Annotated in this window: 19 protein-coding genes; 7 read left to right on the plus strand and 12 right to left on the minus strand. The window is 62.0% G+C overall.

Going from position 1 to position 19,400, the window contains the following annotated elements; translation table 11 throughout:
* From QCD75_RS05185 to QCD75_RS05210, 6 genes are read right to left on the minus strand one after another with little or no spacing between them, the layout of a single operon-like run.
* A complete protein-coding gene (locus QCD75_RS05185; protein WP_301226371.1) occupies positions 1 to 759 on the minus strand; it encodes a hypothetical protein in 759 nt (252 codons plus the stop codon).
* Positions 760 to 788: 29 nt separating this feature from the next.
* Complete coding sequence (locus QCD75_RS05190) at positions 789 to 1,058, minus strand: hypothetical protein (protein ID WP_123256201.1); 270 nt, start codon at positions 1,056 to 1,058, stop codon at positions 789 to 791.
* Positions 1,059 to 1,069: 11 nt separating this feature from the next.
* Positions 1,070 to 1,684, minus strand: coding sequence for a DUF6668 family protein (locus tag QCD75_RS05195; protein ID WP_301226374.1), 615 nt, complete (start codon positions 1,682 to 1,684; stop codon positions 1,070 to 1,072).
* A 40-nt stretch (positions 1,685 to 1,724) separates the two neighbouring features.
* Positions 1,725 to 3,182, minus strand: coding sequence for a chromosome partitioning protein ParA (locus QCD75_RS05200; RefSeq protein ID WP_301226376.1), 1,458 nt, complete (start codon positions 3,180 to 3,182; stop codon positions 1,725 to 1,727).
* A 41-nt stretch (positions 3,183 to 3,223) separates the two neighbouring features.
* Positions 3,224 to 3,739: a hypothetical protein gene (locus QCD75_RS05205; protein ID WP_301226378.1), complete on the minus strand. Its 516-nt coding sequence runs from the start codon at positions 3,737 to 3,739 to the stop codon at positions 3,224 to 3,226.
* Positions 3,736 to 4,815, minus strand: coding sequence for a CHAP domain-containing protein (locus QCD75_RS05210; RefSeq protein ID WP_301226380.1), 1,080 nt, complete (start codon positions 4,813 to 4,815; stop codon positions 3,736 to 3,738). Before QCD75_RS05210 ends, QCD75_RS05205 begins: the two co-directional genes overlap by 4 nt.
* A gap of 390 nt (positions 4,816 to 5,205) precedes the next feature.
* Here QCD75_RS05210 and QCD75_RS05215 point away from each other — a divergent pair, with 390 nt between their 5' ends.
* Together QCD75_RS05215 and QCD75_RS05220 are read left to right on the plus strand one after the other, a co-directional pair.
* The gene (locus tag QCD75_RS05215; protein WP_301226382.1) at positions 5,206 to 5,541 is read left to right on the plus strand and encodes a winged helix-turn-helix domain-containing protein; all 336 of its coding nucleotides are present in this window, start codon (positions 5,206 to 5,208) and stop codon (positions 5,539 to 5,541) included.
* A gap of 191 nt (positions 5,542 to 5,732) precedes the next feature.
* Positions 5,733 to 6,884 (plus strand): alpha/beta hydrolase family protein, encoded by a 1,152-nt coding sequence (locus QCD75_RS05220; protein ID WP_301226384.1) that lies wholly within the window; start codon positions 5,733 to 5,735, stop codon positions 6,882 to 6,884.
* Here the strand turns inward: QCD75_RS05220 and QCD75_RS05225 are convergent.
* Genes QCD75_RS05225 through QCD75_RS05235 form a run of 3 tightly spaced genes read right to left on the minus strand, consistent with a single transcriptional unit; the run spans position 6,881 to position 8,709 of the window.
* On the minus strand, positions 6,881 to 7,789 hold the full coding sequence (locus QCD75_RS05225) for a hypothetical protein (protein WP_301226386.1): 909 nt from the start codon (positions 7,787 to 7,789) through the stop codon (positions 6,881 to 6,883). The two genes, QCD75_RS05220 and QCD75_RS05225, sit on opposite strands and share 4 nt — an antisense overlap.
* Before the next feature lie 6 nt (positions 7,790 to 7,795).
* Positions 7,796 to 8,242 carry a hypothetical protein gene (locus tag QCD75_RS05230; RefSeq protein WP_301226388.1) on the minus strand — a complete coding sequence of 149 codons (447 nt, stop codon included), beginning with the start codon at positions 8,240 to 8,242 and terminating at the stop codon, positions 7,796 to 7,798.
* Entirely contained in the window at positions 8,239 to 8,709 is a 471-nt protein-coding gene (locus tag QCD75_RS05235; RefSeq protein WP_301226389.1) for a hypothetical protein, read from the minus strand. Before QCD75_RS05235 ends, QCD75_RS05230 begins: the two co-directional genes overlap by 4 nt.
* A gap of 480 nt (positions 8,710 to 9,189) precedes the next feature.
* On the opposite strand from QCD75_RS05235, the gene QCD75_RS05240 reads away from it, so the two are divergent.
* The 3 genes from QCD75_RS05240 to QCD75_RS05250 all read left to right on the plus strand — a co-directional run bounded on the left by QCD75_RS05240 (position 9,190) and on the right by QCD75_RS05250 (position 11,927).
* Positions 9,190 to 9,393: a hypothetical protein gene (locus tag QCD75_RS05240; RefSeq protein ID WP_301226390.1), complete on the plus strand. Its 204-nt coding sequence runs from the start codon at positions 9,190 to 9,192 to the stop codon at positions 9,391 to 9,393.
* 250 nt (positions 9,394 to 9,643) lie between these two features.
* A complete protein-coding gene (locus QCD75_RS05245; RefSeq protein ID WP_223987982.1) occupies positions 9,644 to 9,880 on the plus strand; it encodes a hypothetical protein in 237 nt (78 codons plus the stop codon).
* 223 nt (positions 9,881 to 10,103) lie between these two features.
* Positions 10,104 to 11,927, plus strand: a complete 1,824-nt coding sequence (locus QCD75_RS05250; RefSeq protein WP_441005439.1) for a MarR family transcriptional regulator — start codon at positions 10,104 to 10,106, stop codon at positions 11,925 to 11,927.
* A 128-nt stretch (positions 11,928 to 12,055) separates the two neighbouring features.
* Here QCD75_RS05250 and QCD75_RS05255 read toward each other — a convergent pair whose 3' ends face one another.
* Positions 12,056 to 12,787, minus strand: coding sequence for a hypothetical protein (locus QCD75_RS05255; protein WP_301226396.1), 732 nt, complete (start codon positions 12,785 to 12,787; stop codon positions 12,056 to 12,058).
* Positions 12,784 to 13,725 carry a ParA family protein gene (locus tag QCD75_RS05260; RefSeq protein ID WP_301226398.1) on the minus strand — a complete coding sequence of 314 codons (942 nt, stop codon included), beginning with the start codon at positions 13,723 to 13,725 and terminating at the stop codon, positions 12,784 to 12,786. The genes QCD75_RS05255 and QCD75_RS05260 overlap by 4 nt, the downstream gene beginning before the upstream one ends.
* Positions 13,726 to 15,616: 1,891 nt before the next feature.
* Between QCD75_RS05260 and istA the strand changes: the two genes are divergently transcribed.
* Positions 15,617 to 17,308 (plus strand): IS21 family transposase, encoded by a 1,692-nt coding sequence (istA, locus tag QCD75_RS05265; protein ID WP_301226496.1) that lies wholly within the window; start codon positions 15,617 to 15,619, stop codon positions 17,306 to 17,308.
* A complete protein-coding gene (gene istB, locus QCD75_RS05270) occupies positions 17,305 to 18,120 on the plus strand; it encodes an IS21-like element helper ATPase IstB (protein ID WP_301226400.1) in 816 nt (271 codons plus the stop codon). Before istA ends, istB begins: the two co-directional genes overlap by 4 nt.
* 212 nt (positions 18,121 to 18,332) lie before the next feature.
* Here istB and QCD75_RS05275 read toward each other — a convergent pair whose 3' ends face one another.
* Positions 18,333 to 18,866, minus strand: coding sequence for an RNA polymerase sigma factor (locus QCD75_RS05275; RefSeq protein WP_301226402.1), 534 nt, complete (start codon positions 18,864 to 18,866; stop codon positions 18,333 to 18,335).
* Between the last annotated feature and the right edge of the window lie 534 nt (positions 18,867 to 19,400).

Raw genomic sequence — 19,400 nt, forward strand, 5'->3', positions numbered from 1 at the left:
TCAGATTCCGGACCAGAGGATAAAGCCGCTTAGATCCCTGAGCTGTGACACATTGCTGAAAGTCACGCCGTCATCGGTGGGCTTCACTTTCCAATCTCCGTCCATCCATCGCATGGACAAGGTTGAGTGTCCGAGGGCTCCGGTGTCTGTTTTGAAGGCCAGATCAACGCTGGCTTCCGACGGGGTGTAGGACTTGATGAGAAAACCTTGAACCTGGATGGTGGTCCCATTCCCGGAAGAACTGGCCCCTGCACTCGATTCCCGCAAGGCAACATCCCTTCCTGGGCCGGGCACGAGCAGCTTGTCAGCGAGCTTCACCTCAAGATCCGACGCTCCTGACGAGCCAAGTGCGGCGACATTCATTGCCGCATAAAGGGCACCCGTTGGGGAGTTAGCAAAGCAAGACCGGAAACCGCTCTCGTCAGTCAGCCCGGGTCCGAAGGTTTTGGGATCCGTTGGTGTGGCCATGCGACCCACCAACTCCCACCTGGATTTCGGGGCCGATCCCAACGTCGTTTCCGAGGACGCGGGCAGTCCGCAGATGCTCTTGCCAGCTGCGGCCGAGGCGGTGGGGGTGGCTGTGGCGGAGTTTGCCGGCGCTGCGGTGCCGGGGGCAGGCTGGGCGGTGTCCTGTCCTTTGGGGAGCAGGAAGATGACGACGGCTGCTGCAATCAGAGCGACCACCAGCGCGGCAGCAATGATGAAACCGGGCTTGGTGAACGGATTGCTTTCGGTGGTGCTCTCTGTTGATTGGCTCATGGTGAACCTCCCGTTTTGTTGGTGCTGGTTTAGACGAAGGCGCGGACGATGCCGGCGGCGCCGGTGATGATGATGCAGCCCATCAGGACCCAGCCGAGCTTGCCGATGGCTTGGGCTCCCTCGCCTCGCTGGAGCTGGATGACCATGCCGATGCCGACGATGATCACGCCCAGGACACCGAGGACCAGGCCGATGCCGGATGCCCAGTTCAGGATCGTGAGCAGGCCACCTGCCTGTTCCGGGACAACCGGGGTTGGGTTGGGGATGACGCTTGCTGCAAGTGCGGAGATGGAGTTCATGGTGAGACCTTTCAGATGGTGGTGCGGGGTGTGGTGTCGGTAGCCAGGGCGGCCAAGTCAGTGATGAAGCGTTGATATTCGCGGACCGTCGGCGTGGTGGTGGAGTCTCCGTGTCGCCAGGCTTCGACCCAGGGCAGGGTCCAGAACCGCGGGGCTCCCCCGCCGACGATGGCGGCGAAGTCACGAAGTGCCTTGGGAGTCTTCCCGGGTGCGTCCGCCAGGATGGCGAGGCCGAACAGATCAACCGCGGGTGCCGCGCCTGATGCCCACTGCGTCAGGGCGCCTTGTGCAGCTGTCAGGCCCCGGATGTCTGCGCGGCAGACCAGCAGCACCCGGGGCTTGCTGCCGTCCTGGAGGACGGGCCAGCAGTGACCGGTGACCCGTGCCCCGCCGATCAGGTCAGCGGTGCGGCTTTCACCGGATCCTCCATGGGCGCCGGTGATCCACAGCGAGGCAGAGCCGGAGACGGTGCGGCTGGCCAAACGGTCTGCGGCGTCGGGTTCGACCATTCCACGCAGGGGCGCACTGATCACGGCCGCCGGCGGCACGTGTGCCTCCGGAGCTGCCGTGTCCGCGCCGTCGGCGGTGGCCGGGCGGGTGATCCAGGGGTTCAGAGACTGATTCATGCATCATCCTTTCCGGGTGATGTCCGTTTGAAGGAAAGGATTAGAAGCCGGTAGCGACGGCAGCCGCGGCTGCCAGCCATGCCCGCTGGGTGGCGGGCTGGAGGGCTTCGTAGCGGATGGGGCCGTTGACCAGGGCCGGGTCGTAAGGAATCCGGACGACCGCACGGACGAAAGGTGCGAAGCCGTCAGCGATGCGCTGGGCCTCGTCCTTGGCCCGCTTCAGGGCCTCGCCGCTCATGCTGCGTTTGGCGTCGGTGGATTCGGAGACGATGACGACGGCGTTCCGTGCCAGTTCCGCGTCGTGCCCGCCCCGGGATTCCAGGGTCTGCAGCGTCAGCCGTGCGGCTTCTGCGCGGTCCTCGATGGCCGTGACCGGGACTACGAGTTGGTTGGTGTGGTCGATCATCCGCCGCCAGTTCGCGGCGCGGGCGGTGTTGCCGGAGTCCATGACCACGAGCCGGTAGTAGCGGGTGAGGACCTGGTGGGCGATGTCGACTTCCTCGGCGGTGACTTCGTGGTCGCCTTCCTCGTTTTCATCCGAGCGCAGGACATCGAACTTGTCCGCGGTCTGGTGGTGGACGAACTTGGCGATTTCGGCGGCGTTCGTGGACGGGGAGAGCAGTTCGGTGGAGGCGTCGATCAGGTCCAGGACGCTGCGGTCGTGGGAGCCCTTTTCCGTCCGCCACCCGAGCGTGCCCTGGGACTCGTTGTTGTCCCACGCGACCGTGGCCGCGCCGCTGTAGCGGGCGAGGATGGCCGAGAGCATGACCACGGTGGGGGTCTTGTTCGCCCCGCCCTTGCGGTTCACCACCGCAATGGTGCGGGGGCCGGGCCAGTGCTGGCTGACCGTACGGATGTCCTCGCGTTCGGTGAGTTCTTCCTCGGAAGGGTCCATCCGCAGTCCCAGGCGCGTGAGCGTTCCGCGCCAGCCCTGGGTGGCCGGTTCTAGCACCGGGGCGCTGACCAGGAACGAGGTCTCCTTCAGGCTGCGCCGCGTCGGCGCCGCTTCCTCTACAACGGCAGCTGTCTGCGGTTCCGGGGTGGCCGTCGCGGGGGCGGGCGGCCACGGCTGGGCGTCCACTGGCGCTGCAGGGGCAGGAGCTGGCGCTGACTCTGCAGGAGGGGCCGCGGGCTCCGGTGCGGGTGCGGGGACGGTATCAATGACGGCCGGCGCTACGGTCGCGGGGGTGGTTTCGGGGGCTTCTGCCCGGCGGCGGGCCGGAGCGGGATCGTAGGAGACGGATTCGATCTTGTTGTCCGGGTGCACGATGAGTTCGCCGTGGCCTTCGGGGTCCTCGATCTGGACCCGGACGGGGCGCTGCAGTGTCTGCGCTTCGACCACGACGAGGGACAGGGCATTGCTGCGGAGTTCCTGCACGGAGTCCCCGGCAGGAACGACGCGGGAGTTGCCCGCGACGACGACCTCGGCGGTGCCATTGTCGCGGACGATGGCCCTGATGTTGGGAAAGGCCATGACCTCGGTTGGTGTACTACCCATGAGCTTCTTCCTTACGTGTGTGGGATGGAGGGGTGCGGCGGTTAGGACGCGGGCGGGGTGAGCCGGTTGACCTTCCACGGGGCGGCCTTGCCGGTGCGGAGCAGCTGCACCGTGTAGGTCCCGGCGTTGGTGGGGACCGCTGCCATGACGCCGAAGCCGTTGGCTTCATCGACGCTCAGGGTGGCGGGGCCAGTGACGCGGGATGCCGGGATGTTGGCCGGGTCGACCGCCGAGTAGTCGGCGGTGGCCTGCGGGGTCAGCCACCTGGCCAGGTCATTGGCCCACAGCTTTTCCTCCACCGTGGGGCGGGCAAAGTCCGTCATCGCGTTCTCTGCGACGTCCACCGCCTGGTCCTTGCTGGCCTGATCCCAGGTGATGCCGATGGCGGCCGGGATGGTGCCCCCGGGCGCCTGGGGTCCGCTGTTGGCGCTCAGCGAGACGGGGGCGGACGCTGTGGGCTGGCTGGTTGCTGCCGCCGGTGCCGGCGTCGTGTTCGCGACCGGTGCGCAGGACACGCAGAGCAGCGCCACGGCCAGCAGGGACAAGGGCTTTTTCACTTCTTCTCCTCTTGGGTAGGCAGATACAGGAAAGCTGAGGGGACAGTGTTGGCCACCGTCCGGGTGTAGTAGCTGTGGTCTGCCGGGGCGGGGTTGCCGTTGTAGCCCTCTTCGACGTAGGTCCCGTTGTCCTTGACTTCCTTGACCACAGCGACGTGGCCGAAGCTGGGGTCCGCTCCCCCGGCACCGGGTGCGTACCAAACGACCGCCCCGACCCGGGGCGTGTTGCCGGTGGCCCAGCCCTTGGCATCCCAGCCGGCCTTCCAGGTCAGGGCCGATCCCAACCTCTGGCCGTCAGGGCGGAAGGTGCCGTTGAGGAACTTGAACGGTGCGCCGGTGGACCCCATCTGCTGGTTCACCCTCCATAGGGCGAAGTCCACGCACTCGCGGTAATACAGATTCAGTGGGGAAGTGCTGGCGTCATTAGCACCCACCTGCAGCCAGGTCGGTGAGTTCTTCCACGGGTAGTCATCCCCCGCGCCGGATTGTCCGGGGATGGCGCAGTCGCTGCCTTGCAGGGAGAACTTTGAGTTCGAGAGCACCTGGACGAGTTTGACGGCCTCGGGCCAGTACTTCTGGTAGTGGTAGGGGTCGGCGTTGCGCTGGACCTTGTTGCCGGCAATGGTCGGTTCCAACAGTTCCCAGCCGGCCACGCCTTTCAGGGCTTTGATGAAGTTGGTGGCGCTCGTGGTGGGGTCCATGCGGTCTGCATAGGAACCCCACGCGCCGTTGTCGCGCTGCTGAAACAGGCCGCGTGAGTCCGGGCCTGCACCGTCACCGGTATCCAGCACCCGCAGGCCCGACTCCCCCAGAGCCACCATGACGCTGATGATCTGCCCGTTGGCCGACAGATTCAGTGACCTGCCGGCACCCATGATGGCCGCGGCATTCTGCAACTGCTCCGACGTGTACCCGTCGACTTTCGTGTTCCCGTCCACTACGACCGAGACCGGGCCACAGTCAGCAGCAGCAGGCTTAGCCGGGGCCAACAAAAGGATCATGGAGAAGACCAGCCCGAAGAACAGGCTCGGGACCGCAACAAGGGCCACGAGACCCAAAGATTTGCGTTGGCTCATGAGGTGGCTCCAGCAAATGCGAGCACCCAGCAACGGAAGCCTCTACGAACTTGGTAAGCAGACCGACGCGGGCTGCCATCTTGCAGCCGGCGCGCTTCCAGCGGCCACTGTGTATCGAACGGCAGCTTGTTCTTCAAAAACTGTCCCTCCCCCTTGGGCATCGCTTCCCCGTCTACTGCCAGCACCCTCTCGTTCCCACCAAGCTGCTTGTCATGTCCACTCGCCCAGGAGTCGCATCTCTTCGGGCTGCAGGATCTCGTCCGAAAGTGACGCCGCACGTCCTTCTTTCGAAGGAGGCCCGCAATTTGACTGTAGCTCAAAGTTCATCACTTAGCGATACGCTTTGTTCTGCGACTCAGAGCTATCCGAATAATCGGGCAAGATGGACGCATGCCGCGCCTCATCCAGCCCAACCACCCGCAGGAGGTTGAGGCAGCCATCGAAGTTCTCGGAAACCGAGCCCACGCGGCCATCCTGCGTTACCTGCACCAGAACGGCCCCTGCACCACCGGCGAAATCCTCAGGGGAATAGTCCTGGACGGCAACAAGGCGCTGACCCGGCCCAGCCTCCAACACCACCTGGAAGCGCTCGAAGCTACCGGTGCTGTCGTGGCCGACTTCCCCGCGGGCCAACGGCACGGCAAGCGCGTTAAATACGAGGCCAATATTGACGCCGTGGAGTTCGAGATGCTTCCTGCCTATGTCAACTATCTCCGCGGCAGATGAGCCCCCGCTGTTCATAACAAGCTTGTCAAAGAGCAATACCTTCTTGTTTCCCTAAGCACGTTACATGCCTTCGGTGTACATGTGCAACGCATGTAGTGAGCATGGTTTATGCCTGTATCAGGCAATGATGGACGTTACGATGTCTGGGTTCCGTTGTTCTGCCTTGATCAGACCTGGAGGATGAAGACCTAATGCTGACGCCACGGCGCATCCTGGCCTGCGTGGCGTTCCTTGTGCCGGCGGCCGGGCTAGCGGGGTTCGCTGTCGTCATGGCCCGCAAGATCGTCAAGCGGGGCCCTAGGGACTATCGCCGGGCCGAGGTGCTGGAAGACGGACGAGGAATCCGCATCGATTTGGATGACTACACCAAAGCCCCGGGCGACTTCGGGGTGTTCGACCCCGTGACGGAGAAGTACACGCGAGTCGGCGAGGTCACGCTGATCAATGAGGATCAAAAGTACGTAGAACGGAGGATTGATCCGTGTGGCTCCGAGACGGGAGGTCTGGGGCCCATCGTCGATTGGACCCCGGATGTGTTCTTCGAACCCTCTGCTGTCAGTGGACGCTACGAGGAGGTGGACATCCCGACCGCCTATGGCGCGGCGCCTGCATGGCTATTTGAAGCTGATGACACGGACGTATGGGTGATCCATATCCATGGCAGTTGGACCGACCGATCGATCATGTTCCGAGATGTCCACGCCTTCAGTTCATTGGGATTCACGTCCTTGGTTCCCACATTTCGCAGCGACGCCGAGGTCAGCCCACCACAGGCGGAATCGAGTCACCTTGGGCAAACGGAATGGCGTGATGTGGATAGCGCTGTGTCCTATGCCGTCGCTCGTGGAGCCAGGCGCATCATCCTCTCCGGCTGGTCAATGGGTGGGACCATTGCCCTGCTCACAGCGGAGCGCAGCGCCCACCGGGACCGGATCGTAGGGCTTGTCCTGGTAGGTCCTGTCACGAGCTGGCGTAAAGCCATCTCCGCAGGGGCGGTGCGGGCCGGGGTGCCGGCGATTGGTGCCGGCCTTGTTATGCGTCTGTTGCAGGCTCCCTCATTCGCGAGGATGCTCGGGCTGGAGGAACCGATCGATTTCGATGCGCTTGACTGGGTGGACATACCTAACCGGGTGAAAGTCCCGACCTTGGTCTTGCACTCGACCGCAGACCTAGAGGTTCCGTGGGAGATCTCGGCCGCGTTCCAACGTGCGAATCCGGCCACCGTCACCTTGATTTCACTGCCCGAGGCTCACCACACCCAGGAGTGGAATGCCTCGCCTTCTACCTTCACCAGGGAACTTACGAGTTGGGTCAGCAGGACGATCTTGACTGAGCGGAGCTAGGTCTGCGTGTCTAGCTTGGCCTCAATGTGGCTGATCCTGCCCTGAACAGATTCCGGGAAGTCCATCAAGTTCACCCGCTCGTAGTTGTGCAACACAATGAGGCTTTTATAGACGCCATTTTCGAGCGTTTCATTGAATAGGTCCCATGCCGGACTGACTCGTGATCGATCTGCATTAACCCGCATCCTCAATGCGGTCAGCCACAGAGCATCGATCATCCAGAGACGCAACCTCGGGAGCTGCTTCGATAGGAAAAGAATCAGCCACCCTGCCGCCGTCACTGAGAGGCCTACATAGAAAAGGCGGTCAAACCAAGTTCCGATCGCTCGGGCGACCCAGGGCGAGAAGTGGAACAGCACCACGTATGTAATGTGGCATGAAACAGCCACCACAACCACCATCAGGCCGGCAGAGAATGTTGCGTACGGGCCCTTTGCCTTGTGCCGAAGCATGTAGATGATCCTGAGCACGGTGAACAACAACGCGATCATGTACGTGCCGCTGTACACGGCAGTTGCGAGCTGGTCCATGTGGGTATCAATGAAGCCAGCAGCCGTTGGAGCTTTGCCCTCAATCAGAGCGAAGCTGACAATCATGATGGGAATGCTCAGCAACGGCGCGTAGTAGGTCCATCTGACAATGGGCACGTTCGCTAAACGCCGCACGCTGTCGTTGAAGAAGAAGATCGCTAGTAGCGCGAAGATGGCTTGAAGCAGGTTAGTCACGTTGACGCCACCGAGGTAGCGGTCGATATCTTCTAGCGGTGTAACCGTTCCCAGGACATAGAGCGCCGCGAGGCCGAACATCGATGCCACCCACGAGGCCCGGGACTCCGCCACCTTGACCACCGATGGGATCCGAAGGAGGCATAAGGCACTGAGCAGCGCAAAGAGCAACAGTTTCATGGTCTATCAGAGAAAAGGATCAGGATCGGACGAGCTGCGTGAACGGGACTTCTTCGACATCTCGAAAGCGAAATCCTCCACCCACCGTTCGACAGGATGCTTCGGAACGGACCGGCAGGTGACACTAATTGCGTCCGCGGTTTCCCTCAGCATCTCTTCAGAGAGATCCGGCAGAGCCAGGGCAACCCGAATGCTCTCCAAGTAGATGTGTCCGAGCTCGTGGTAGATGCAGTGAAGTTTGTATTGCTGCGACTTCTGCGGGGGGAAATAGACGTTTATGCGATCTTCAAATTCGGCTTTGAAGGCCGTGAGCGCACCCCAGGACTCGTTGTACTCGATCAGATTGATCGGCTTCTCGCAGATCACGGTCAAGCGTTCGACGACTTCCTTCATCGACGTCGTGCCGTTACCGCACAACTCCCGAACCTTGTCCTGAACCGGTGGGAGAGTCATTCATCCTCACCGTTCATCGACGCATCGATAATCCTTGTGATCGTCCGCAGTGTTTCCGGCGAAGTCGCGCCCAAGTTTCTCGCGGCGAAGTTCTTCACCTTGAGCTTGCGCATCTGCACAAGGAACTCCATCCGCGCTTCTACCTCGGGAGGAGTCTCACTGTTGAGATCACAGAGATAACTGGCCGGTACGGCAAAAACGAACTCTGCGATGCCCTTCAGGAGTTCCTGGTCGGTCACCAGGCTGCCAGTGCCATTGATCAAGTATGACCACCGTGTTCGCGACAGCTGGATTCCGTGGGTCGAAAGTGCTTCTTCCACATGAGGGTAAGTGAGCGCCGCGTTGTTGTCCGACTCCCAGATATCCACCAGGATGCCCATGCGATCGGCTAGGCGCTCTTTCTTCTGTTGTTGCGTAAGGAACACGCTGCGGGCCCCATTTCCCATCGTTAAAGCTCCTTCAGCCAAGGTCAGCTGCTTATGGTGCGGCCACTACACAGAGCAGGCGGACAGCTGACACAAAATTTTACCTGATGACATTCATAGCGTATAGGCCATGAGTAACTACTGAGTTGTGCATGTGCGGAGCATGTCTGTAGGCTTTCGCTTACTTGAGTTCTTGGGGAATTCAAGTCGATGCCGCCGGCCAACACGTCCTGTATAGCTACAGTTCCCTGAAGCCGGGGGAAGGTGGTTCGCACACATGGAGGAATACCGCGTGCCCAAGCTTATTGGGAACAAGGCACCGCTGAACTGCCTTGTGTTGCCAGACCAGCATTACCGAGCCTGGCCGGCAACGCAGCGGTACAACATGTCCTTCGGTGAGTACGTTGGTGCTTTGATAGACCGCGCGGAAGGGCGTCCAACAAGCTTGATGGGATGCAACAGGGGGTATTGCCTATCGAAGAGACTTGGGACACCAAAAGCCAAAGAGCTGACTGTGTCAATGTGTCCGGCCGTGTCGTTATGGACCCGGTGGGCGACGGCGGTAATGTTTTCATCCCGGAAGGCTGGCGAAGCGTTCAGCTCGGCGGTGACCTGGGGGATCTCTTCGGCGGACACGTGGCCGGCGAAGCCGAACTCACCGAGGCGCTGGGCGACGAAGTTGGTGTTCGTGGTCGGGGCGCCTTTGTCGACGCGGTGTCGGGTTGATGTGTTCACGCCCGTTTGTATGCGGCGCAGCTCCAATGTCGTCGGCCCGACACTGGACTCAATCGTTTCAGAAAAACGCGACACGCGGCCGTTTTCTGAAAACAAATACCCGAACTTGTAATTCCGTGGTGGTAGCTTCAAGACAGCCGCATGAAGGATTCGTTTATATCCGGCAGCAGCTGCAGCACCAACGAACAATGAAGCACTACCGGCTCTACGGCTCCGGTATGAGATTCAAAGGACTAAGCACATGACGGCAGTAGCAGTTAATCGAGGCGGCGGGCGCCCCAGCAAGGGCCTGCGCAAATTTATTGGCTTCCGAAGCCCGGAATGCACCGCTGACGGCATTGCCAAGGTCGCAGCAGCCAAAGGCCTAACCGTATCCGAGTACGTCCTGTCGGCAGTGGAACCACAGCTGCAGTCTGACCTGGCGGCACTTGATCAGCACGAGTACCAGCAGGAGCTCCCCATCGCATTAGCCTCTTAAAAAGTTGAAGGCCCGCACTAGGCGGGCCTTCGAAGCTTCTGATTCACGAACTGGATTTGCTTGCCGGCGAGACAGTTCGTAAATCCTAGATGGACCTTCTCAGGTCCTTCAGTTTTGCTATGAAACCGATCTGGCAGGATCGGCCCTTTGCTATTCCCTGAACAGGAACAAAGTCATCGTACATGGACAATCGTGTGCGCCGCCAGCTATATCTGCCGCTGGCGTGTCGCGCAACTCTTACTCGGCATGCTCGCCCGCTGACGCGTGGGCCGCTTTGGCGCCTATCCTCGCAGGTCAGCCGCGTGTTCGGCTCTCCAGAGACGGTGGAAAGAACTACCCGCAGAAGCACGAGCGGGCTCTCACTGAGGCGCTGCCCACATTCCCTGCGGCCGTCAGGATATTCGGAAAAGACGGCACCTGCGCCGCGATCTTCCTCGACTTCGACTCCTCGGTAGCCGGCATCGACTGGGTTCTCGCCGACGTCCGGGCCGTCCAGAGGTGGCTGCACTCGGTCGGGGCCCGCTGGATTGAGGACTACTCCCCCAACGGCGGCCGCCACGTTTACATCCCGCTGGAACAGCGGGTCACCTTCGCTGAAGCGCGTGATCTTGTCGAGGCGCTGGGCACCCGGTACCGGACCCTGGACAAGACCCCGCACCAGAACCTTCTCCACGGCTGCATGCGCACACCCGGTTCCCCGCACAAGCGCGGCGGCCACCAAGAACTCGCGATGAGCCTGTCCATGGCCTACGACGTCGCCCGCCGGCCCAACTCCGCCGGCATCTGGGCGGCTATGAACGCTGACCTGGCGGGGGAGATCAACGCGGTCCGTGCGGTCCGCCTCGAGACGACCTTCACTCCCGTGGCCGAGGATGCGCCGGCCGTCACGCACCCGGCCCGCCGTATGTCCCGCGTCATGCAGCTGATGGCCCAGACCGGGCTCTACGACACGAACCGGTACGCCACCGATTCGGATGCCCGCCAGGCGATCGTCACCGGGGCCGCGGCCGCCGGCCTCCAGCTCCTGGATGTGGAGCGCCGCATGATGCAGGGGACCTGGCCAGGGCTCGCCTCCTTCTATGCCCGTTATGCCTCCCGCCACCGGGTCCCTGCACTGCGGAGGGACTGGATCAATGCGGTCAACTACCTGAGCAAAAACCCCTCAACCGGGGACGGGAATAACAATGTCCGCAGATCCCCCACAAGCCCACCAAATACACAGCGCCCAGCACTAAAGGGCTTGAACCAAAACTCGAACCCCGATGCTGAGCATCGGTTCATCAGGACCTGGCGGAATGCGCTACGAATCAGGGAGGTGAACTACACGGAATCCCGGATAGGAATGGCACGAAGAATGGTGCTGAGGTCACTGGGGGAGGCGGCCCACATGACAGCATCCCGGTTCATCGAATTCGGGGTTCGGTCCATTGCCGTGGCCACCGGCCTCGATCACACCACGGTGGCCCTGCACTTGAAGGCCCTCCGGGCGGAGAAGGACCCCCTCATCACCCTGGTCGAGGAAGCCCGCGGGACCAAGGGCGATCTGTACATGCTCACCGTCCCCGAAGAGCTGAAGACCGCGGCCGAGGACGCGTCCTGGCAGAAAGGCAAAATCCACGCCCTGCGCCCGGCATTCCGGGAATTGGGCCTGCCGGCCGCGTTCGTCTACGAAGCCCTGGAGCACTCCCCCGCACTGCCGATCACCGACCTCGTCCGGGTCACCCGGCTCTCCCGCTCAGCGGTCAACGAAGCCTTGGAAATACTCGCCGCTTGGAACCTGGTGACACGGAACGCCGGCAAGTCCTGGTCGGTGGTGGCAGCGACGTCGCTGAAGCAGCTCGCCGAACACCTTGGGGTTCTTGAAGCCGTCGCTGCGCAGCTGCAGCGTTACCGGATCGAGCGGATCATCTGGCGCGAATGGCTTGCCAGCAACGTCAACACCGTCGCCGAGCTCCTCTCTCCCGGGGAGGACTACCCATGGGAAGCCTTCGAGGGCCCGCCCGATGACTGGGCTCTCTCCGACATTGCGTTCAGCAGAGCCGGGTAGGGCCAACGCCGAAGGTCTGCGCTTCGGCAGCCACTCCCCCACCGCAGGACCGAATTCCTGCAGCGCACAGTTTCATGCCATAAGGACTATGGGAAGTGAGGCCGGAATTCACACTCGGGCGTGTAGCCTCACTCCCCCGCTGCTGGACCCGCTTGGGTGTGGAGTCTGAAGACGGCCGAGACGAGGCCGCTCCGTGACGGGGCACCGAATTCGGTGACCTTCCCATCCAGCCAGGCAACCTGCAGCCCGTCGAGTCGCAACTGTATCTGAATGCCTGCCTCTCCCCTCTTTCGGGGTGCGCGCCGGGGCATACCTGAGCTGGTCAGCTCTATATCAGCAGTGAACTCCCCCGCGATCTGCTCGTCGGTCAGAGTCTCAAAGGCATCAATGAGGAGGTCGGCATATGTGGTCCGGCCCTGGTAGACCGCATCCTTGACGTCCGCCAGCAGCTGCGGCGGCAGGTATACGCCGACGTTGCGCAGCGCGCCGGGTACCGTCTCGGATGCCTTCTGTACTGGTGCTGGTTTCTGTACTGCAGCGGCCTTCTTGGCTGCCGGCTGCCGCGGTGCGGCCTTCGGGGCGACGGCGGGCTCTGACGCCGGCTCCGGCTCATCCCCCTCCCCCACTTCAGGGGGAGCCAGCTCGACTGTAGGCGCCTGCATCCCCTCGGGCCTGGGTTCGACGGCGGGCGGTGCCTGCATCGGCTCCCGGATGGGGGTCTTCACGGACTCGTCGGGGGTTGTTGCTTCCGGCGCTTGGGTGCCCCTCCCCCGCTTCGGAGGCAGCAGCCCCTGCAGTGCTACCCCGCGGGCGGGTGCGACGGGCGCGAACGCCCCGGCAAGGCTCTGGCGACCGCTCATGCCTGGTTCCCGCTCTCGATCTCGTTCAATCGGGCCAGGATCTCCCCGGTCAGCTGCTCGTATTCTTCAGCCAGTCCCCCGGCGTTGCGCGAGAAGAACCCGTCAGTCGGCTTCTCCCCCGCCCGCAGTGCCTTCAGGCGCTTCTTCTGGGCGTCAGTGACTGCGCCCTCCAGCTCATGGAACAGCAGGCCCTTGCGGCGGGCGTCGGCGCTGGCGCTCTCCAGATTCCGGATCCGAGTCTCGAAGACCGGTGCGACGGTACCCAGCATCTCCTCGAGGGTGTCACGGACGCTGCGTTCCAGGCGAAGCGAACGCGGTCCGACGCCGAAGAGGACGATGCCGGCCAGCTGCAGGTTCGGGTTCCGGTCCCGGACGGCCATGAAGCGGCGTGCGATGCGCTCCACACCGTCGATACTCGCGTCGTCGGAGCGGGTGGGTATGACGACTGCACTGGAGATCGCGAAGGCACCCTCCACGAGGATCCGCTCCCCCGGCGGCGTGTCGATCAGGATCAGGTCGTAGTCGTCCGCCAGCGGCGCCAGAACGGCGTAGAGCATGTCCCCGAAGTCACCGGCATCGGAGCGGCTGGAGCGGGAAAGCATGATGCCCTGGATGTCCTCGAGGTCCTGCCCGCCGGGGATGACATCAAGGTTCTCGCGGACGTTCCGGAGGATCATCGGCGCGGTCCCGGCAATGAGTGCCTGGAACAGTTCCCGGCCGCCCTGACGTTCATAGCCGAGGTCCCGAGCCAGGTCACCCTGTGGGTCCAGGTCCACCATCAGGACGCGGGAGCCGGCCAGCGCGACGTACCCGCCAACGTTGGCTGCAGTCGTGGTCTTCCCCACTCCCCCTTTGCCGTTCGCCAGGGAAATGACCCGGTCAATTGCCCGTGTTTCGAGGGTTTTCGGGGTAACTGGGACTTGCAGTGATCGTGCCATCGGCCGGTGACTCTCCCTACGTGGTGGGTGGCTGGCTTTCCTGCCTTTAAGGCTATGTGCACTTCCGCGTGATTGATGGCAGTGACACGCATAAGAAGGCTCACGGTGCGTCCTGTCGGGCGGGTCATTGAAGGACACGCCGTACTCACCGTTGGACCTGATGCCTAACGCCAGGCTTCAGGTCGCGCATGGAGTCGTATGGGGACTCACGTTGCCTTTCGTGTTGTTCTCTCTGCTGGTTGTCATATAGGACGACATGCGGTATCTCAAGCTGTGTGTTCAACTGCACTTAAAACGTTATGACCCATTTGGTTTAACGCGTGGAGTGAGGCGGAGCGAACTATTGAACCGGCAGTGGGGATGCGCGTGGTATGTACTGCCAGCGCACATGCTGGTCGTCCAGTTGGAGATCCGGCCCGGAATCAGGCAGGCATATCCATTGGCCGCATTGCCTGACGGACTACTCGACATGCAGTAGATGGTCCTGCGTGACTTATGGCATGGCTTATGGCATGAAGTCCGATTGATCCAACGTAGGTGCCCACGCTAGCGCCTATAGGGGTTCCCGCCCGCCGGCGCGCCAGTGGGCACGCCCCATGCTATCGGCGAAGCGGTGCAGTGGCGCCGCGGCAAGGAGCGTCCCTAATTAACCCAGGCGTGCGGCCGCCTTGCTGATGGCGACGTTGATGTCGATGTCGACCCAGCGCTCCACGGGCAACTCGGGTGCCTCGATGCTTCCTCGGAGCCGCGCCCTGGAAGGATTGGACCTTGTGCCCAGGGGTTGGACCCAGTCGTCGGGGTCATTCTCGCTGGCGATGGTGTTACGGTCTGCGTCTACGGCTTCGACGAATGTGACCTCGGAACCGTCTCTGAGTTAGCTGAGGGTGGCGCCCTCACCTAGGGGGCACATCGAGTACCTGGATGGCGGCCGATGCCGTGACCACGTCAGAGATCCTTGAGGCGAGGTCGTCCCGCTGCGCGTCAAGGACTTCCTGCTGCCGCTGCCAGGTCAGCTACTGGTTGCGGTCGCAGCGATTGACCTCATCGCTGGGCGGCGGGGGAGAGGGCCACCACGGAGTCAGAATGGTCGGTGCAGGCGAACTGCCGCCTTCGGCTCAGCCGCGGTCGACGCGGCCCCGTGCCGAGCTCACCAGGACCCCTCGTCGAAGGTCTCGCCGATGATCGTGGTGACGTTCGTTTAGCCTTCGACCGGAAGGCGGGTGAAACGCTCACCGTGGTAATCGAGTCACCTTGACGGATGAGGGGCACACCGGCCGAGAGTCCTTCGGCGAAGCGGACAGCGGCCTGGGAGTAGGCGTACATGTCCCCCTGCGTGGCCCGTCCGCATTAGTCCAGGCCCGCTGGGCGATGGCGCCGTTGTGGGTCTGCATCTCCACGAGGCGGGTAGTCAAGTATCGCATGATGGGCCCAACCCGGTTTCCGTTTGTCTCGAAAACGATCGTATTTGAGATGCCTGGTGCTCACGCAATCGCCAGGCGGCAGTCGATTGCAGAAAAGCCATAACAGCCCAAGGCGACATTGACGCGGACTATTCAAGCGCCGGGCTTTCGTCCCACGACCAAAGCGTTCTCGAAGGTCTTTTGCTGGGTGTGGTTGTGTAACGGGTTGGGGGGTGACCCATCCGGGGTGGGGGTGTTCCCGAAGTACTCCTGACAGACCAAGCCGGACCCGTTACACAACCACACCACCCAGCGCCCAGGTTCTCCGTCGGGGCCAACGGGCAAGTGATTATGGCAGTTTGTTTTGGGACCGGGTTTGCAGTTTATTTGGGGCCCACTTCACGGCTCGCCGGTTGATGAATCGCAGTTTCAGTTGAGCCCACCCCACCGTTGGTTCCATCAGAGTGTTTTTCCGACAGTGGAAGGCAGTGATGGAGTTGAGAGTGGAGCTGTTCGCGAGGATCCGCCGCGATGCACGGGTTCGTGGGACGTCTATCCGTGCCTTGGCCCGTGAGTACAGGGTCTCGAGAAGGACGGTTCGGCAGGCTTTAGCGGCCGCGGAACCGCCCGAAAGGAAGCGTTCCTCTCGTCGGGCACCGAGGCTTGATCCTTTGAAGGCCGTCATTGATGCGATGTTGCTAGCCGATTTGGACGCTCCGCGGAAACAACGCCATACCGCGCAACGGGTTTTCGACCGTCTGGTTGATGAGCACCAGGCGGTCATTTCGTACTCATCGGTCCGGCAATACGTGAAAGCCCGAAGGGCCGAGCTCGCCATAGAGACCGGGAACGCACCGGTTGAAGCTTTCATCCCCCAGGAGCACGCCCCGGGCGCGGAGGCCGAGGTCGACTTCGGTGACGTATGGGTGGACCTGGACGGCGTGCGTACCCGTTGCTACATGTTCGCTTTCCGGCTTAGTCACTCTGGAAAGTCCGTCCATCGCATATACCCGACCTGCGCGCAGGAGGCCTTCCTGGAGGGCCATATCGAAGCGTTCCAGGTCTTGGATGGTGTCCCGACCAAACACATCCGCTACGACAACCTCACTTCAGCCGTGACTAAGGTTGTCTATGGTGCCGGGCGGCAGCGGGTGGAGAACGAGCGTTGGGCCCTGTTCAAATCGCACTTTGGCTTCGATGCCTTTTACTGCGAACCGGGAATCGCCGGCGCCCATGAAAAGGGCGGGATCGAAGGCGAAGTGGGCAGGTTTCGCAGGAATTTCCTGACCCCGGTGCCCGCAGTAAAGACACTCGCTGAGCTCAACGACAAACTCCGTATCTGGGATGAGGAAGAAGACGCCCGCAGGATCTTCCAACGGCTGCGAACGATCGGGCAGGACTTCGCAGCCGAACACCCCTTGCTCTCGCCTCTGCCGGCAGAGCCCTTCGACCCTGGCCTGGTGCTGACTCCTCGGGTCGATCGATCGTCGCTGGTCACGGTCCGTTCGATGAAGTACTCGGTTCCGGCGCGGTTTATCAATCGGAAAGTCCGGGTGTCCCTGCAGGCGATGCAGGTGAAGATCTTTGACGGCCGGACCCTGATCGCGACCCACCCACGGACCGTGGGCAGGGGACGACAATGCGTGCAGCTGGACCACTACCTTGAAGTACTCCGGATAAAGCCTGGCGCGCTTCCGGGCTCCACAGCATTGGCGCAGGCCCGTGAATCAGGAGTCTTCACTCCGGCTCATGACGCGTTCTGGGCTGCCGTCCGGAAAACCGACGGTGACACCAAAGCGATCCTGGAACTCATCGATGTGTTGCTCCTGCACAGGGCCCTGGACGCGTCCGATGTCATTGCCGGGATCGCCGCCGCCCTATCGGTGGGCGCGGTCAGCGCCGACGTCGTCGCCGTCGAGGCCAGGCGCGTAGCCGCCGAACGCAGCGCGCCTGGGTGGGTCCAGCACGATTGCGATTCCGGCGCCAACGAAGAAATCGTCGAGCACCGGATTGTCAGTCTCACCCAGCGCCGTCTTGCCGACCCGGCAGCTGTGATCGCTGGTCTGCCACCAGACACGCGCCCGGTCCCGACGGTTGCTGGCTATGACCAGCTACTCGCCAAACGTGCCACCCATGCCACCGAATCCGGCCCGGCAACCAATTCCAAGGAGCAGATCTCATGAGCCCAACCACGCCTGTTGTCGTGTCCCAGACCCTGCGGCGACGCCGTGGACTGACCGAGCAAGCCGCCGTCGCTGCGGTGGACCAGGCTTGCCGGAGGCTCCGGTTGCCCACGATCAGGGCGGTCCTGGACGAAGCACTCCATGTCGCTGGCAAGGAACAGCTCTCCTATCAGGGCTTCCTCGCGGAGCTACTTCTGGCGGAGTGTGATGACCGTGACCGCCGTTCCTCGATCCGAAGGGTCAAGTCAGCGGGATTCCCGCGGGATAAGTGGCTTGGGGATTTTGATTTTGAAGCGAACACGAACATCAACCCGGCAACAATCCACACCCTGGCCAGCGGAGACTGGATCCGCAAGGGGCAACCCCTATGCCTCATCGGTGACTCTGGAACCGGCAAATCCCACCTGCTCATTGGGCTCGGCACCGCGGCGGCCGAGAAGGGCTTCCGGGTTAAATACACCCTCGCCACGCGGCTCGTGAACGAGCTCGTCGAAGCCGAGAACGACAAGGCTCTGGCCAAAACCATCGCCCGCTACGGCCGCGTAGACCTTCTTTGCATCGACGAGCTTGGCTACATGGAACTGGACAAACGAGGGGCTGAACTCCTTTTTCAGGTCCTCACCGAACGTGAGGAAAAGGCGTCCGTTGCCATCGCCACCAACGAATCCTTCAGTGGGTGGACCAAAACCTTCACCGACCCACGCCTCTGCGCGGCCATCGTGGACCGGCTGACCTTCAACGGCACCATCATCGAAACCGGAACAGACTCCTACCGCCTCGCCCACACACTAGCCCAACAAGCCGCCGGGTAGACCGCGTTAGTTGAATTCCGAATTATTACATCCAAATTATGCCCGAAAGCCCGTTATCTGGAACGAGTGCCAACTCTCAACAGGGCAATGGGTAACTGAATGCGGCCGCTGCCAGCGGCTTTCCTCAGAGGTGCAGGCGCGCGAAGAGAGCGTCCCGGTTCCAAGAAAGTAGGACACCACGGCGGGCCACTCGGAACCCCGGCCAGTCGAACTCACGGATTGTGCCTCGGCAACCGCACCATTACGGGCGAATCGTCAGCAGAAAGAATCCCTAGCAATTCTGATCGAGCCCTGCTGATCCGCTTCCACATGGCCCTTTCACTAGAGCCAGCAAGCTCTGCTGCTTCAGATGCTGTCATTCCGCACCAGTACGTCAGCGTCAAGGCGGCACGTTCGTTTGATTCTAGACATGTGAGTGCGATAGCGATCTCTGCTGTTTCGGAGTCAGGAGCTGAGAAATGTTCAATGTCCGCAAGCTTAAGCATTAAGCCGTGTTCACGCAGTTGGCGGCGGTACTCGGTTCCGATGAGGTTCTTGGCGGCCGCGTACAGCCAGCCTGGGGAGTGTGCACATTCCCTGTCCAGGGCTTTCCAAGCGAGGAGGAAACACTCGGAGCAGATGTCTTCGGCGATGTGGCTGTCATTGACCCTGCGACGAATAAACGACAATAGTCGCGGGTAGTGCCGCGCGAAGAACTCGTTGTATTCATCCGTGTCATGACCCGTGTCGACCTTTGCGTCCCCCATGCGCTCGTCCGATTCCCTCTACAGGCCGGGGTCCCGGACGAGTTTTCTGAAAGCAAAGCGCCTGCAGATCATGGACACTTTCCCCCATACATGGGAACCGAGACCGTGGAAGACTTCCCGGTGGCAGGATCGGTGACTTTGATGACAACACAGGCTGGCCCCTGGACGAGGAGCATGCCGGGAAACTGGGTCACGTTCTCGGGGCAGGAATTGATGGTGTAGGAATGTGGCAGTTGAATCCGCCCCTCGCGTAGGGCTTGGTTGGACTCCCATTCCGATGCCGCGGCAACTACCAACTCCGCGTTAGAGGGACTGACTACTTCAATGGTTCGTTTCCCGAGGCCAGCATCGACCGTTATTGGCGCCTTCCAAGCACCACGTATCGAACCATCCGGTGCCCTATATGCTTGTCCTTTTGTCTCATTGTCGATGGGCCACGAGTAGCTGGGCGGGCTGCCCTGCCACGCCAGCGATGAAACGCCTTCCGCCCCAGGGGCCGCAGGATCATAGGTGGGGTTTCCTTCCCACGCATCT

Source organism: Arthrobacter sp. PsM3 (assembly GCF_030433895.1).
Classification (GTDB): Bacteria; Actinomycetota; Actinomycetes; order Actinomycetales; family Micrococcaceae; genus Arthrobacter.